This window comes from Quadrisphaera sp. DVD1, from assembly GCF_058932755.1.
The window spans coordinates 1-14,020 of record NZ_JBZYWI010000079.1; the positions used below are offsets into that span (position 1 = coordinate 1).

The 14,020-nt window shown below is 72.7% G+C and carries 14 protein-coding genes; 8 read left to right on the forward strand and 6 right to left on the reverse strand.

Going from position 1 to position 14,020, the window contains the following annotated elements; genetic code table 11:
* Positions 1–128: 128 nt before the first annotated feature.
* From erpA to AC5FZL_RS10380, 6 genes are all read left to right on the forward strand, one after another.
* Entirely contained in the window at positions 129–509 is a 381-nt protein-coding gene (erpA, locus tag AC5FZL_RS10355; protein ID WP_493618504.1) for an iron-sulfur cluster insertion protein ErpA, read from the forward strand.
* Positions 510–515: 6 nt separating this feature from the next.
* Entirely contained in the window at positions 516–1,244 is a 729-nt protein-coding gene (gene aat, locus AC5FZL_RS10360) for a leucyl/phenylalanyl-tRNA--protein transferase (protein ID WP_493618516.1), read from the forward strand.
* Positions 1,245–1,395: 151 nt separating this feature from the next.
* Positions 1,396–2,373, forward strand: coding sequence for an aa3-type cytochrome oxidase subunit II (gene ctaC / locus AC5FZL_RS10365; protein ID WP_493618505.1), 978 nt, complete (start codon positions 1,396–1,398; stop codon positions 2,371–2,373).
* Positions 2,370–4,106, forward strand: coding sequence for an aa3-type cytochrome oxidase subunit I (ctaD, locus tag AC5FZL_RS10370; protein WP_493618506.1), 1,737 nt, complete (start codon positions 2,370–2,372; stop codon positions 4,104–4,106). The genes ctaC and ctaD overlap by 4 nt, the downstream gene beginning before the upstream one ends.
* A gap of 1 nt (position 4,107) precedes the next feature.
* Positions 4,108–4,506: a cytochrome c oxidase subunit 4 gene (locus AC5FZL_RS10375; RefSeq protein ID WP_493618507.1), complete on the forward strand. Its 399-nt coding sequence runs from the start codon at positions 4,108–4,110 to the stop codon at positions 4,504–4,506.
* Between the two features lie 440 nt (positions 4,507–4,946).
* Positions 4,947–5,504, forward strand: coding sequence for a dihydrofolate reductase family protein (locus AC5FZL_RS10380; RefSeq protein ID WP_493618508.1), 558 nt, complete (start codon positions 4,947–4,949; stop codon positions 5,502–5,504).
* 558 nt (positions 5,505–6,062) lie between these two features.
* On the opposite strand, the gene qcrB is transcribed toward AC5FZL_RS10380, so the two are convergent.
* The 4 genes from qcrB to ctaE all read right to left on the reverse strand — a co-directional run bounded on the left by qcrB (position 6,063) and on the right by ctaE (position 10,374).
* Positions 6,063–7,781: a cytochrome bc1 complex cytochrome b subunit gene (qcrB, locus tag AC5FZL_RS10385; RefSeq protein WP_493618509.1), complete on the reverse strand. Its 1,719-nt coding sequence runs from the start codon at positions 7,779–7,781 to the stop codon at positions 6,063–6,065.
* Positions 7,778–8,794: a cytochrome bc1 complex Rieske iron-sulfur subunit gene (gene qcrA, locus AC5FZL_RS10390; protein ID WP_493618510.1), complete on the reverse strand. Its 1,017-nt coding sequence runs from the start codon at positions 8,792–8,794 to the stop codon at positions 7,778–7,780. Before qcrA ends, qcrB begins: the two co-directional genes overlap by 4 nt.
* 55 nt (positions 8,795–8,849) lie before the next feature.
* Positions 8,850–9,641, reverse strand: coding sequence for a cytochrome bc1 complex diheme cytochrome c subunit (gene qcrC / locus AC5FZL_RS10395; RefSeq protein WP_493618511.1), 792 nt, complete (start codon positions 9,639–9,641; stop codon positions 8,850–8,852).
* Between the two features lie 85 nt (positions 9,642–9,726).
* A complete protein-coding gene (gene ctaE, locus AC5FZL_RS10400) occupies positions 9,727–10,374 on the reverse strand; it encodes an aa3-type cytochrome oxidase subunit III (protein ID WP_493618517.1) in 648 nt (215 codons plus the stop codon).
* Between the two features lie 56 nt (positions 10,375–10,430).
* Between ctaE and trpD the strand changes: the two genes are divergently transcribed.
* Positions 10,431–11,489, forward strand: coding sequence for an anthranilate phosphoribosyltransferase (gene trpD / locus AC5FZL_RS10405; protein ID WP_493618512.1), 1,059 nt, complete (start codon positions 10,431–10,433; stop codon positions 11,487–11,489).
* 12 nt (positions 11,490–11,501) lie between these two features.
* Here trpD and AC5FZL_RS10410 read toward each other — a convergent pair whose 3' ends face one another.
* Both AC5FZL_RS10410 and AC5FZL_RS10415 read right to left on the reverse strand, forming a co-directional pair.
* Positions 11,502–11,783 (reverse strand): Lrp/AsnC family transcriptional regulator, encoded by a 282-nt coding sequence (locus AC5FZL_RS10410; RefSeq protein WP_493618513.1) that lies wholly within the window; start codon positions 11,781–11,783, stop codon positions 11,502–11,504.
* Positions 11,780–13,579, reverse strand: a complete 1,800-nt coding sequence (locus tag AC5FZL_RS10415) for a DEDD exonuclease domain-containing protein (RefSeq protein WP_493618514.1) — start codon at positions 13,577–13,579, stop codon at positions 11,780–11,782. The genes AC5FZL_RS10410 and AC5FZL_RS10415 overlap by 4 nt, the downstream gene beginning before the upstream one ends.
* Positions 13,580–13,721: 142 nt before the next feature.
* Here AC5FZL_RS10415 and AC5FZL_RS10420 point away from each other — a divergent pair, with 142 nt between their 5' ends.
* On the forward strand, positions 13,722–13,946 hold the full coding sequence (locus tag AC5FZL_RS10420; protein WP_493618515.1) for a hypothetical protein: 225 nt from the start codon (positions 13,722–13,724) through the stop codon (positions 13,944–13,946).
* Positions 13,947–14,020 lie beyond the last annotated feature (74 nt).

Consider the following 14,020-nt stretch of genomic DNA (forward strand, 5'->3'; position numbering starts at 1 on the left):
AGCTCGCCGTCGGGTGGGCCGCCGCGGCGTAGGCTGGGCGCGCTGGAACACTCCGAGGCCGACGCGCGTTGGCCACGGACGCGACCCAGAGCGCGCACTCGCGTGCGAGCGAGCCTCCAGGAGGACCGATGACCGACACCACCCAGCTCACCGCCCCCACCGCTGACGAGACCGTCGAGCGCACCCACGGCGTGGGCATGACCGACGTCGCCGCGGCCAAGGTCAAGAGCCTGCTGGAGCAGGAGGGCCGTGACGACCTGCGCCTGCGGGTCGCCGTGCAGCCCGGCGGCTGCTCCGGCCTGATCTACCAGCTCTACTTCGACGAGCGCTTCCTCGACGGCGACGCGACCCGCGACTTCGACGGCGTCGAGGTCATCGTCGACAAGATGAGCCAGCCCTACCTCGACGGCGCTGAGATCGACTTCGCCGACAGCATCGAGAAGCAGGGCTTCACCATCGACAACCCCAACGCGCAGAGCAGCTGCGCCTGCGGCGACTCCTTCCACTGAGCCGTCCTGGCCCGGCCCGCACCGACGGAGCCGCCGCCGTCCCCCTACGCCGGGGGGCTGGCGGCGGCTCTGTCGCGTCTGCGGCGCCGCGGCCCCGAGGGCGAGGAGGTGGCCGGCGCCGGCGCCGACCTCTCCCCGGGCACCCTGCTGGCGGCCTACCGCCTGGGCCTGTTCCCGATGGGGCTCGGTGACGGCGGCGCCGCACCGATCGGCTGGTGGTGCCCGGACCCCCGCGGCGTCCTGCCGCTGGACGGCCTCGTGGTCTCGCGCTCGCTGCGCCGCTCGCGCGCCCGGTTCGAGGTGAGGGTGGACACCGCCTTCGACGCCGTGGTGGCCGGGTGCGCCGACCCCTCCCGCGCCGGGCGCTGGATCACCGCCGAGGTCGCCGCCGCGTACGGCGAGCTGCACCGCCTGGGCTGGGCGCACTCGGTGGAGGCCTGGCGCGACGGCGAGCTGCTCGGCGGGCTCTACGGCGTGGGCGTCGGGGGCCTGTTCGCGGGGGAGTCGATGTTCTCCCGCGCGACCGACGCCTCGAAGGTCGCGCTCGCCGGGCTCGTCGACGTCCTGGGCGCCGACGGCGACCCCCGCCGCCTCCTCGACGTGCAGTGGCGCACCGACCACCTGGCCACCCTCGGGGTGGTCGAGATCAGCCGCAGCGAGTACCTGCGCCGGCTGGAGCGGGCGCTGCCCCTGGCCGACCCCTTCGCGCCGCTGACCGCGCCGGCGGGTCGCTGAGCGGGAGCGCGCAGCCGGCTCCGTGACGTGCGCCACGCTGCGGCATCGGTGGGTGGCCCGCCCCCGGCCCTCCGAGGGGGCGGGGGGTACTGTGCGGGCAGTCGAGTCGGCTGCACCCGGCGCGCCGGGCTGTCAGGAGTGGGGAACGCACGTGGCCCAGCAGCACCGCCCCGGGGGACCACCCCGGATCCGCCGAGGCGCTTGGCGCTGGCCCGTCGTCGGCCTCGCCGCCGCGGCCCTGACCACGGGCTGCTCCCAGGCCGTCACGGACGACGTGCAGCGCGGCTGGCTCCCCGGCGAGAAGGACACCACCAACATCACCCCGCTGGTGCAGAACCTGTGGGTGGGCTCCTGGATCGCGGCCCTGATCCTCGGCGTGCTGGTGTGGGGCCTGACGATCTGGTGCGTCGTGCGCTACCGCCGCCGCAAGGGCGAGACGTCCCTGCCGCCGCAGCTGCGCTACAACGTGCCGCTGGAGATCCTCTACACGGTCGTGCCGCTGTTCATCATCGGCGTGCTGTTCTTCTACACCGCCCGCGACGAGCTGGTCATCGAGGAGCGCTACGACGACCCGCAGGTCACCGTCGAGGTCGTCGGCAAGCAGTGGGGCTGGGACGTCAACTACACCGACGCCGACGTCTACGACACCGGGATCATGGCGCCGCAGCACAGCGACGGCATCGACACCAGCGCCGCCGCCGACGAGGTCATCACCACGATCTACGTCCCGGTCGACCAGTCCGTGGAGTTCGTCCTGCGCACCCGCGACGTGAACCACTCGTTCTGGGTGCCGGCCTTCTCCTACAAGAAGGACCTGATCGCCGGCCGCACCAACTACATGAGCGTCACCCCCCAGCGCGAGGGCGTCTACATCGGTCGCTGCGCCGAGTACTGCGGCGAGTACCACTCGCGCATGCTGTTCAAGGTGGCCGTCGTCTCGCAGGCGGAGTACCAGGACCACCTCGACGCGCTGCGCGACGCCGGGCAGACCGGCTCGCTGCCGGCCGACCTCGGGCGCGTGGACCCCGATCCGGACCAGCAGGAGGACCAGATCGGCGAGGAGCGCGGCGGCCTGCAGGACGAGGACGGCGTGCAGGACGAAGTGAGCCAAGAGGAGCAGCAGTCATGACCAGCTACTACGAGGCGGCGCCGGCCGCGACTGCGGTCCCGCGCTCGCGCACCGTGGCGCGCAAGGAGAGCTACGGCCGCGTGGTCATCCGCTGGGTCACCAGCACCGATCACAAGACCATCGGCTACATGTACATCATCAGCTCGTTCATCTTCTTCCTCCTCGGTGGAGTGATGGCGCTGCTGATCCGGGCCGAGCTCTTCTCCCCGGGCCTGCAGGTCGTGCAGACGGCCGACCAGTACAACCAGCTCTTCACCATGCACGGCACCGTCATGCTGCTGCTGTTCGCGACACCGCTGTTCGCGGGCTTCGCCAACGCCCTCATGCCGCTGCAGATCGGCTCGCCGGACGTCGCGTTCCCGCGGCTGAACATGCTCTCGTTCTGGCTGTTCCTCTTCGGCGGCCTCATCGTCATGGCCGGGTTCCTCTCGCCCGGGGGAGCGGCGAGCTTCGGCTGGTTCGCCTACGCCCCCCTGTCGGACGACACCTTCACCCCCGGCGTCGGCGGTGACCTGTGGGTCTTCGGCCTGGCGATGGCCGGCTTCGGCACCATCCTCGGCTCCGTCAACTTCATCACCACGGTCCTGTGCATGCGCGCTCCCGGCATGACGATGTGGCGGATGCCGATCTTCACCTGGAACGTGCTCATCACGAGCGTCCTGGTGATCATGGCCTTCCCGCCGCTGGCCTCCGCGCTCTTCGCGCTGGGCGCCGACCGCGTGCTCCAGGCGCAGGTGTTCAACCCCGAGAACGGGGGCGCCATCCTCTGGCAGCACCTGTTCTGGTTCTTCGGGCACCCGGAGGTCTACATCATCGCGCTGCCGTTCTTCGGCATCGTGAGCGAGGTCTACCCCGTCTTCTCCCGCAAGCCGCTGTTCGGCTACAAGGGCATCGTCTACGCGACCATCGCCATCGCCGGCCTCTCGGTGACGGTGTGGGCCCACCACATGTACCCGACCGGCTCGGTGCTGCTGCCGTTCTTCGCCTTCACGACGATGCTCATCGCGGTGCCCACCGGCGTGAAGTTCTTCAACTGGATCGGCACGATGTGGGGCGGCTCGATCACCTTCGAGACGCCGATGCTCTGGGCGATCGGCTTCCTCGTCACCTTCCTCTTCGGTGGGCTGACGGGCGTCATCCTGGCCAGCCCGCCGCTGGACTTCCACGTCACGGACACCTACTTCGTCGTCGCCCACTTCCACTACGTGGTCTTCGGCACCGTGGTGTTCGCGATGTTCTCGGGCTTCTACTTCTGGTGGCCCAAGTGGACCGGCCGGATGCTCGACGAGCGCCTCGGGAAGATCCACTTCTGGATGCTGTTCTTCGGCTTCCACGGCACGTTCCTCATCCAGCACTGGCTCGGCGTGCGCGGCTTCCCCCGCCGCTACGCCGACTACGCGGCCACCGACCAGTTCACGTGGATGAACCAGGTGTCCACCATCGGCTCCTTCCTCCTCGGCGCCTCGATGATCCCGTTCCTGTGGGCCGTGGTGAAGGCCGCGAAGAGCCCGAAGATCGAGGTCGACGACCCGTGGGGCTACGGCCGCTCGCTGGAGTGGGCGACGTCCTGCCCGCCGCCGCGGCACAACTTCACGTCGCTGCCCCGGATCCGCTCGGAGTCGCCGGCCTTCGACCTCCACCACCCGGAGATCGCTGCCGCCGACCGGCCCACGGCCGACATGGGGGCCGTGGAGAGCGCCCTGAAGCTCGAGCCCGACATGCGAGGGAAGTGACGTGAAGACGGAGTACTGGATCTTCATCGGCGGCGTCCTCTGGGCGGTCCCGATCGGGCTCACCTACGGCTACCTCTCCGGGTGGGAGGCCGTGGGCACCACCGGGATCATGCTGGTGGCGGGTCTGGGGCTGCTCGTGGGCAGCTACCTCTACGTCACCAGCCGTCGGATCGACGACCGGCCCGAGGACGACCCGTACGGCGAGATCGACCAGGGCGCCGGCGAGCAGGGCGTCTTCCCGCCCCACTCGTGGTGGCCGCTGGCCGTCGGTGGCGCCACCGCGCTGGCCTTCCTCGGCATGGCCGTGGAGTGGTGGGTGATGGGCGTCGGGGCCATCCTGGCGATGCTCGCCCTCGTCGGCTGGGTCTACGAGTTCTACCGCGGAGCGCACGCCCACTGAGGCGCCCACCGCACGACGGAGCCCCGCAGAGCACGCGCTCTGCGGGGCTCCGTCGTCCGTCCGGAGGTTGCGCGGCCAGCGGCCAGCGGCCGGTGACCGTCGTGGCCCGGTGACCGTCGTGGCCCGGTGACCGTCGTGGCCCGGTGACCGTCGTGGCCCGGTGACCAGCGTGGTCCGGCTGGGTCCGCCAGCTGCTGGCGCGCGCGGGGCGCCCCTGTGCCCGTCTGGTGGGCACAGGGGCGCCCTGTGCGCACCCCCGACCGCGTGCGGGCCGGGTCGGTCGTCCGGAGAGGCCAGCAGCGTCCCGGCGGCCACCGCTGGCTGTTGGCGTCCAGTCCGAGCGCCGGGCCCGCCGGCCGATCGATCAGTTCCTCGTCGTGCGGGGGTCACCACGTGCAGCACCGCAGGTGGACTGACGCGCTCGTACCCGGAGGAGACCCATGGCGAAGCTCATCTACTCGATGATCACGTCGCTCGATGGCTACGCCGAGGCTGCGGACGGCGACCTCGGCACCGGAGCCGAGGTCCCGGAGGTGCACACCTTCATCGGCGACGTCTTCCGCTCCGTCGGCACGTTCCTCTACGGCCGGCGGATGTACGAGACGATGGTCTTCTGGGAGACCGCGCACACCCTGCCTGACCTGCCGCCTCACATCCTGGAGTACGCCCGCGACTGGCAGGCCGCGGACAAGGTCGTGTACTCCACGACGCTGGCGTCGGCGTCCAGCGCGAGGACCAGGATCGAGCGGACCTTCGACCCGGACGCGGTGCGCAGGCTCAAGGCCGAGGCTGATCACGACCTCAGCGTCGACGGTCCGAACCTCGCGGCTCAGGCGATCGCGGCCGGCCTGGTGGACGAGTACCACCTGTTCATCACCACGAGCGTGGTCGGCGGTGGGAAGCGGTTCTTCCCCGACGGCGTGCGCCTCGATCTCGAGCTGGTCGAGGAGCGCAGCTTCGACAGCGGACTGATCTACGCGCGCTACCGGACGCGCTGAGCCCGGGACTGCTGAGCTCTGACCGGCGTCCGGAGGGCCCTGGCGAGCACGAGGCGGCCCTGTGCCCGTCTGGATGGTGCGGGGCGCCCCGTGGCCGCTCGAAGGGGCCTGCGAGGTCGAGCGTGGCGTCTGGGGACGCGCAGCGGTGTGGTGGCGGGGGCTGCACGCAGCCCGGCGTCCCCGGTCGGCCTCGACCGGCGGGGCGGGGCCGCCAGTGGCGAGCACGGGGTGGCCCTGTGCCCGTCTGGATGGTGCGGGGGCGCCCCGTGGCCGCTCGAAGGGGCCTGCGAGGGCGAGCGTGGCGTCCGGGGACGCGAAGCGGTGTGGTGGCGGGCGCTCCACGCAGCCCGGCGTCCCCGGTCGGCCTCGACCGGCGGGCCGGGGGCCGCCAGCGGCGAGCACGGGGCGGCCCTGTGCCCGTCTGGATGGTGCCGGGGGCGCCCCGTGCCCGGTCTCAGGGGCGATCCGGCCGGGGGAGGGGGCTCACCCCAGACGCGCAGGAGGGGCGGAGACCGACCGGTCCCCGCCCCTCCTGGTGCTGCTGCGCTCAGCGCGCCGTCACTGCTGGCCGGCGGGCTCCTGCGTGCCGCTGCCCGTGATGGCCGAGCGCGACTCGTGACCGGAGATCGCCTCGCCCTCCTGGCCGCCCTCATGGTGCGACGCCTCGAGCTCGTGCGGCGTCACCGGCGCGATGCGGTCCTCGAAGAACCAGGAGGACAGCTTCGCGCGCACCCGCTCGACCGGCGTGTGCTTGGTCGAGGGGTCGAGCTCCACGGGCCGGACCTCCTCGTGCTGCACCAGCGCCCACCGCTCGGCCGGGGCCAGCGGCTCGTGCACCTCGAAGTACTCGCCGTCCGCCGTGCGCACGATGCGGCCGGTCTCGCGGCCGTGGAGCGCGAGCTCGCGGTCGCGCCGCTGCAGGCCCATGCACACCCGCTTGGTCACCCAGAAGGCCAGCGGCGGGCCGGCGATGGCCATCGTGCGGAAGACGTAGGTGAGGTCGTTGATCGACATGTCGAAGTGCGTGGCGATGATGTCGTTCGTCGCCGCCAGCGACGTCGCCAGGTAGAACGTCAGCGCCGCGATGCCGAAGCCGGTCCGCGTGGGGGCGTTGCGGGGCCGGTCGAGGATGTGGTGCTCGCGGGTGTCGCCCGTGACCCACTGCTCGAGGAACGGGTAGGCGAACAGCGCGCCGATCATCAGGCCCGGCAGGACCATGCCCGGCAGGATGATGTTCAGGGACAGCGTGACGCCGAGGAACGTGAACTCGGTCGGGATGCCGCCGCCGTTCATGCCGGGCCAGCCGATCCAGCCCGGCCACAGGCGCAGAGCACCGTCGACGAACCAGATGTACCAGTCGGGCTGGGTGCCGGCGGAGATCGGTGACGGGTCGTAGGGCCCGTAGTTCCAGATCGGGTTGATCGTCACGAACGCCGCGATGAGGACCACGATGCCGAAGACGACGAAGAAGAAGCCGCCGGCCTTCGCCGCGTACACCGGGTAGACCGGGTAGCCGACGACGTTCGTGTTGGTGCGGCCCGGCCCGGGGAACTGGGTGTGCTTGTGCAGCACCACCAGCGCCAGGTGGACGGCGATCGTGGCCAGCAGCGCGGCCGGCACGAGCAGCACGTGGGCGATGAACAGGCGCGGGATGATCACCTCGCCGGGGAACTCACCGCCGAAGAGGAAGAACGACAGGTACGAGCCCACCACCGGGATCGCCAGCAGGACGCCCTGGATGATCCGCAGCCCGTTGCCCGACAGCAGGTCGTCGGGGAGCGAGTAGCCGGTGAAGCCCTCGGCCAGCGCGAGGATCGCCAGCACGGCGCCGAACACCCAGTTCATCTCGCGCGGCTTGCGGAACGCGCCGGTCACGAAGACGCGGGCCATGTGGGCCACGATCGACGCGACGAACAGCAGCGCCGCCCAGTGGTGGATCTGCCGCATGAGCAGCCCGCCGCGGATGTCGAAGGAGATGTCCAGCGTCGAGACGTAGGCGTGGGACATCTGCTGCCCGAACAGCGGCGCGTAGCTGCCCTCGTAGGTGGTCAGGCCCATGCTCGGCACGTACCACAGGGTCAGGAACGTGCCCGTGACGAGGAGGATGACGAAGGTGTAGAGCGCCATCTCGCCGAGCATGAAGGACCAGTGGTCCGGGAAGATCTTCCGGGCGAAGGTCCGGACGATCTTGGACGTGCCCACCCGGTCGTCGACGTAGTCGACGACCTTGTTGTCGAACAGGGTGGTGTGACGGCTCTCGTTCGTGCTGGTGCTCATCCGCGCTCCCAGAAGCTCGGCCCGGGAGGCTCGGGGAAGTCGCTGGTGGCGACCAGGTACCCCTCCTCGTCCACGGAGATGGGTAGCTGGGGCAGCGGCCTCTTGGCCGGCCCGAAGACGACTCGGCAGTGCTGGGCCACGTCGAACGTCGACTGGTGGCACGGGCACAGCAGGTGGTGGGTGCGCTGCTCGTAGAGGGCGACGGGGCAGCCGACGTGCGTGCAGATCTTGGAGTAGGCGTAGATGCCGTCGACGTCCCAGCCCTCGCGGGAGGGGTCGTCCTCGACCGTGCCGGGCTCGAGGCGGATCAGCAGGACCGCGGCCTTGGCCTTCTCCTCGAGGGGGTGCTCGGACTCGTTCAGCCCCTCGGGGATGACGTGGAAGACCGAGCCCATGGTCACGTCGGCAGCGCGGATGGGCTGCTCGTCGGGGTCGCGGGTGAGCCGGACGCCGTTGCGCCACAGGGTGTGGGTGAGGGCGTCACCGGGCCGCGGGCCCAGGTCGCCGAGGCTGAGCACCGCGGGGATGGGGAGCAGGGCACCGGCGCCGATGAGGGAGTTGCGGATGAGGGAGCGGCGCCCGATGCCGCTCTCCTCGAACCCGTCCTGCAGGATCGCGGCCGCCTCGGTGCGGTCCTCGTCCGTGCCGCGGATGTCGTGGCGCTGCTCGATCTGCTCGTGGTCCGGCATGAGCGTGCGGGCCCAGTGGACCATCCCCACGCCGATGGCCAGGATCGCGAGGCCGAGCCCCAGCCCGAGCGTCCAGGTGGAGCGCTGGATGCTCGCGAAGTTCCCCTCGAGCGGGAAGGCGAAGTAGCTGATGATGAACAGCAGCGACCCCAGCGCCGAGATCGCGAAGATCGCGGCGACCTGGCGCTCGGCGCGCTTGGCGGCGCGGGTGTCGGTGTCGGTGGTGCGGAAGCGGTGCGCGGGGACGCCCGGGTTCGCGAACCGGTCGGGGAGGTTCTGGCCCTCCGGTGCTGCGACGTCGGTGCCGACGTGCTCGTCTCTCATCGTGCGTCCTCCGCCGTGCTGTTGCCCGCTGCTGCTCGTGGTGCCGTCGACCCGCTCATGAGGACCTGGTCGTGAGCCAGACCGCGCTGCCGATGAGGATGGTGATGCCTGCGATCCAGGCGAACGCGCCCTCGGTCACGGGGCCGATGGAGCCGAGCTCCACGCCGCCGGGGGACTCGTTGTCCTTGAGGTGGCGCAGGTAGCTCGCGATGTCCTGCTTCTCCTCGGGGGAGATGTTCGCGTCGTTGAAGACGGGCATGTTCGAGGGCCCGGTCAGCATCGCCTCGTAGACGTACTTCGGGTCGGTCTCGCGCAGCTGCGGGGCGTACTTGCCGCGCGTCAGCGCCCCGCCGGCGCCGACCACGTTGTGGCACATGGCGCAGTTGGTGCGGAACAGCTCGTTGCCCTTGGAGATCCGCTCCGGGTCCTCGACGATCGAGGTGTACTCCTCGGCCGGGATCGCCGGGCCGGGGGCCAGGGAGGCGACGTAGGCCGCCATCTGGCTGACCTCCTCCTGGGAGAAGTCCTCCGTGCGGTCGGGGGCCTGGACGCTGTTGGCCTGCAGCGGCATCCGGCCCGTGCCGACCTGGAAGTCGACCGAGGCGGCGCCGACGCCGATCAGGGTCGGGGCGTCCTCGGTGCCCTGGCCCTGCAGGCCGTGGCAGTTGGAGCAGTTGGCCAGGAACAGGTCCCGGCCGGCGGTCACGTCCTCCGCGCTGGCGGTCGTGCTCGCCTCGGCGCGCGAGGGCGCCAGGGCCGAGTACGCGCCACCGACCACGACCAGGGCGATCAGCATGATCACCACGGTCGCCATCGGGTGGCGTCGGCGGGCGGCGATTGCCTTCACAGACACATCCTCTTCCTTGCTGGGGCCCCGGCCAACTGAACAGCGGCAGACGTGACCGGACTCACGGAGCGCGCAGGCTGCGGCCTCACTGGAGCACGTAGATGACGAAGAACAGGCCGATCCAGACCACGTCGACGAAGTGCCAGTAGTACGACGTCACGACGGCGCTGGTGGCCTCCTGGTGCCCGAAGCGACGGGCGGCGAAGCTGCGCCCGATCACGAGGAGGAACGCGAGCAGGCCGCCGACCACGTGCAGGCCGTGGAAGCCCGTCGTCAGGTAGAACACCGAGCCGTAGGGGCTGGAGGCGATGGTCAGGCCCTCGTGCACCAGCTCGGCGTACTCGTAGACCTGCCCGGCCACGAAGAACGAGCCCATGAGGAAGGTCAGCACGTACCACTCGCGCATGCCCCAGGAGCGCACGGCGAGCAGGCCGCCCGTGCGCCCGGGCTGGTAGCGCTCCGCCGCGAACACGCCCATCTGGCACGCGAAGGAGCTCAGGACGAGCACCGTCGTGTTGGTGCCGGAGAAGGGGATGTTCAGCAGGTCCGGCTCGGTGGCCCACAGCTCGGGCACCACCGCCCGGATCGTGAAGTACATCGCGAAGAGCCCTGCGAAGAACATGAGCTCGCTCGAGAGCCAGACGATGGTGCCCACCGACACCAGGTCCGGACGGTTGACCGAGGCCGTCGTCGAGGGCTGCCCGACCGCTGTTGTGCTCGCCACGGACGACAGTATGGGGGCACCCCTCGTCGCAGCGGCGGACGGGGCCACCTCGGGATGGACGGACGATGACTGAGCGTGCTGGACGGCCGACCTGGCCCTCCGTGATCTCCCAGCTCCTGGACCGCCAGGACCTCTCGGCCGACCAGGCGGGGTGGGCGATGGGCCAGGTGATGGAGGGCCTGGCGAGCCCCGCCCAGCTCGCCGGCTTCCTCGTCGCGCTGCGGGCCAAGGGCGAGACGGTGCCCGAGCTGACCGGCCTCGCCGACGCCATGCTGGCGCACGCGGTGCCCCTCCCGCTGGACGTCGACGCGCAGGACGCCGTCGACATCGTCGGCACCGGGGGCGACCGCGCCAACACGGTGAACATCTCCACGATGGCCGCCCTGGTCGTCGCCGGGGCCGGGCGGACGGTGGTCAAGCACGGCAACCGCGCGGCGTCCTCGGCGTGCGGCTCCGCCGACGTGCTGCAGGAGCTCGGCGTGCGCCTGGACCTCTCGCCGCGGCGGGTGGCCGCGCTCGCCGGCGAGGTCGGCATCACGTTCTGCTTCGCCCAGGTCTTCCACCCCGCGATGCGGCACGCCGCTGCGGCCCGGCGCGACGTCGGCGTGGCCACGGCCTTCAACTACCTGGGGCCGCTGACCAACCCCGCGCGTCCCGGCGCGGCGGCGATCGGCGTGGCCGACCGGCGCATGGCGCCCCTGATGGCCGGCGTCCTGGCCAGCCGCGGCACGCGCGGCCTCGTCTTCCGGGGCGAGGACGGGCTCGACGAGCTGACCACCAGCGGGCCCTCCCGGGTGTGGCAGGTGGCCGGCGGGCAGGTCCAGGAGGCGCTGCTGGACCCCCGCGAGCTCGGGCTCGCCACCGCGGGCCTGGAAGACCTGCGCGGCGGCGACGCCCCGCACAACGCCGCGGTCGCGCGACGGCTGCTGGCGGGCGAGCGCGGGCCGGTGCGCGACGCCGTCCTGCTCAACGCCGCGGCGGGCCTGGCGGCCGCCGCGGCAGCCGACGACGGCAGCGGGCTGGTCGAGCGGCTGCACGCCGGGCTCGCGGCTGCCACGGAGTCCGTCGACTCCGGCGCGGCCGCCGGGGTGCTGGAGCGCTGGGTGGCCGCCACGGCCAGCTGAGCCCTGCGGCGGTCAGTCCTCCAGGCCGAGGTCGAACGCGGCGTCCAGGTCGTGGCGAGAGTAGGCGCGGAAGGCCAGGTAGGTGCGGGTGGCGCGGACGCCGGCCACCTTGCTCACCGAGTCGGCGATGACGTCGGCGAGGTCCTCGTGGCGGGGCACGCGCACCACCACGACGAGGTCGGCGTCGCCGGTGACCGAGTAGACCTCGCTCACGCCGTCCAGCTCGGCGATCTCGGCGGCGGCCTCGGGGATGCGGGCGACGTCGGTGTCGACGTGGACGATCGCGGTGATCACGCGGAACCTCCTGCTCGGGGTCCGGCCGACCCTAGACCGTCCCTGCGCCCCCCGGCCCCGCGCACGGGGCACGACCACTCGCCCTCCACCGAGACCAGCCGGACGCCGTCCGACTCCAGCCACGCCAGCACCCGCTCGGCCTCCTCGGGCGAGCACGCGGGGGCGGGCGGCGCGGGCGGGAGGACGACCTCGGCGGTCGCCCGCAGCGCCTCCAGCGCGGGCCTCGGGTCGGCTCCGGCGGGGCTGGTCGTCGTCCCCGCGAGCCGGCCGTGGCGCACGCACACGAGCTCCCAGCCGCCCGTGGGAGCGGGCCGGGCCGCGACCACCTCCGCCGTCGCCGCCAGGGGGGCCAGGCGCTGCACCCGCGCCGCGGCGCGCACGAAGGCCGTCACGCGGTCGCGGACCTCGGCGGCCTCCTCGTAGCGCTGCTCGGCCGCCAGGCGGGACACCCGCGCCCCCTCGGCGTCCAGCACCGCCGTGGGGTCGGCCTGCACCGCGGTGCGGACGGCGTCGGCCACCACCTCGTACTCGGCCGCGGACTGGGCGCCGGTGCAGGGCGCGCCGCAGCGGCCCATCTCGGCCAGGGCGCACGCCGCGGCGCCGGGAGCCGGGCGCGCCGGCAGCCGCCCCGAGCACTGGCGCAGCGGGAAGGTGGCGTGCACGGCCGCGACGGCGGCCTGCGCCGCCGCCGCGGAGGAGAACGGCCCCAGGTAGGCCGCGCCGGCCTCGGTGTCGGGGCGGACCTCGCGGACCACCGACAGGCGGGGGAAGGCCTCGGCGGTGAGCTTGACCCACGGGCTGCGCTCGGGGCGGCGCGAGCGGCGGTTGTAGTGGGGGTCGTGCTCGGCGATCAGCCGCAGCTCGCGCACCTGCGCCTCGAGCACGGTGGCGCACACCACGGGCGTCACCGAGGCGGCGAGCGCGACCATCTCGGCCATCCGCGACCGCTTCTCCGAGGCGGTGAAGTACGTGCGCACCCGGGACCGCAGGTCGCGGCTGGTGCCGACGTAGAGGACGCGCCCGGAGGCGTCGGAGAACAGGTACACCCCCGGCGCCGACGGGAGGCCGTCGGCGAGGTGGCGCTTGCGCCGCAGCTGCTCGGGCACCCGGGCGCTGTAGGACTGCAGCTCCTCCAGCGACGTCACCCCCAGGCCGCCCACCCGCGCCAGCAGGCCGTGCAGGACGTCGACCGTGGCGCGCGCGTCGTCCAGCGCCCGGTGCGTGGGGGTGGTCGAGGTGCTGAAGTGCCGCGCCAGCGTCCCGAGCTTGTGGTTGGCGACCTCGCCGCGCGCCAGCACCTGGCGGGCCAGCCGCAGGGTGTCGACGACCGGCGGTGCGGGCCACGGCGTGCCGGTGCGCTCGCAGGCCGCGACGAGGAACCCGACGTCGAAGGGGGCGTTGTGCGCCACGAGCACCGAGCCGCGCAGGAACTCCAGGACCGTGGGCAGCACCGCGGTGATCGGCGGCGCCGAGGCCACCATGGCGTTGGTGATGCCGGTCAGGACGGCGATCGCCGGGGGGATCGGCTCCGCGGGGCGGACCAGGGTGGTCAGCTCGCCCACCACCTCGCCGCCGCGGACCTTCACCGCCCCCACCTCGGTGATCCCGCAGTCGCGGGCCGACGCTCCGGTGGTCTCGAGGTCGAGGATGACGAAGGTGACGTCGGCGAGCGGCGTGCCCAGGTCGTCCAGCGTGCCCTGCACGGGCACGGGGGCCCCGACGGGGGCGGGTGGCGCCGGGAGCGCAGGAGCGGGGGGTGCGGTCCGCCGCGGGGAAGCGGTGGGCGGGGAGGCCATGGCGGGGACGGTAGGTGGCGGTGCCGACAGCCCGGTCGGGCGCACCGCCGCCGCCCGCCGCGGCCCCGCGCTGTCGGACCCCGTCCCTAGCGTCCGGCGCGCACCGTGCGGGGGGTCCGCGGGGTGCTCTCGGAGGTGCGACGTGCTGGTCGACTGCGACACCTGCCAGGTCCGTGGTCCGGGGTGCTCGGACTGCGTGGTCACCGTCCTGCTGGGCATGCCCGCGCCCGCGGCTCCGGTGGACCTCGACGACGCCCAGCACCGGGCGCTCGGGGTGCTCGCCGCCTCCGGGCTCGTCCCGCCCCTGCGGCTCGCCCGCCCCGCCTACGATGCCCGGCGTGGCAGCGGGGGGCACCGGGCCGGCTGAGGGGCGGGCGCGGCACCGCGCCCCGGCTCCCTCGCGCTCGCTGCTGCGCCTGCTCCCGCGGCCGCTCGCCGCCG

Coding starts and splice junctions, on each gene's coding strand:
- erpA (WP_493618504.1), top strand. CDS start 129: ATGACCGACACCACCCAGCTCACCGCCCCCACCGCTGACGAGACCGTC.
- ctaD (WP_493618506.1), top strand. CDS start 2,370: ATGACCAGCTACTACGAGGCGGCGCCGGCCGCGACTGCGGTCCCGCGC.
- AC5FZL_RS10380 (WP_493618508.1), top strand. CDS start 4,947: ATGGCGAAGCTCATCTACTCGATGATCACGTCGCTCGATGGCTACGCC.
- qcrB (WP_493618509.1), bottom strand. CDS start 7,781: ATGAGCACCAGCACGAACGAGAGCCGTCACACCACCCTGTTCGACAAC.
- qcrA (WP_493618510.1), bottom strand. CDS start 8,794: ATGAGAGACGAGCACGTCGGCACCGACGTCGCAGCACCGGAGGGCCAG.
- trpD (WP_493618512.1), top strand. CDS start 10,431: ATGACTGAGCGTGCTGGACGGCCGACCTGGCCCTCCGTGATCTCCCAG.
- AC5FZL_RS10415 (WP_493618514.1), bottom strand. CDS start 13,579: ATGGCCTCCCCGCCCACCGCTTCCCCGCGGCGGACCGCACCCCCCGCT.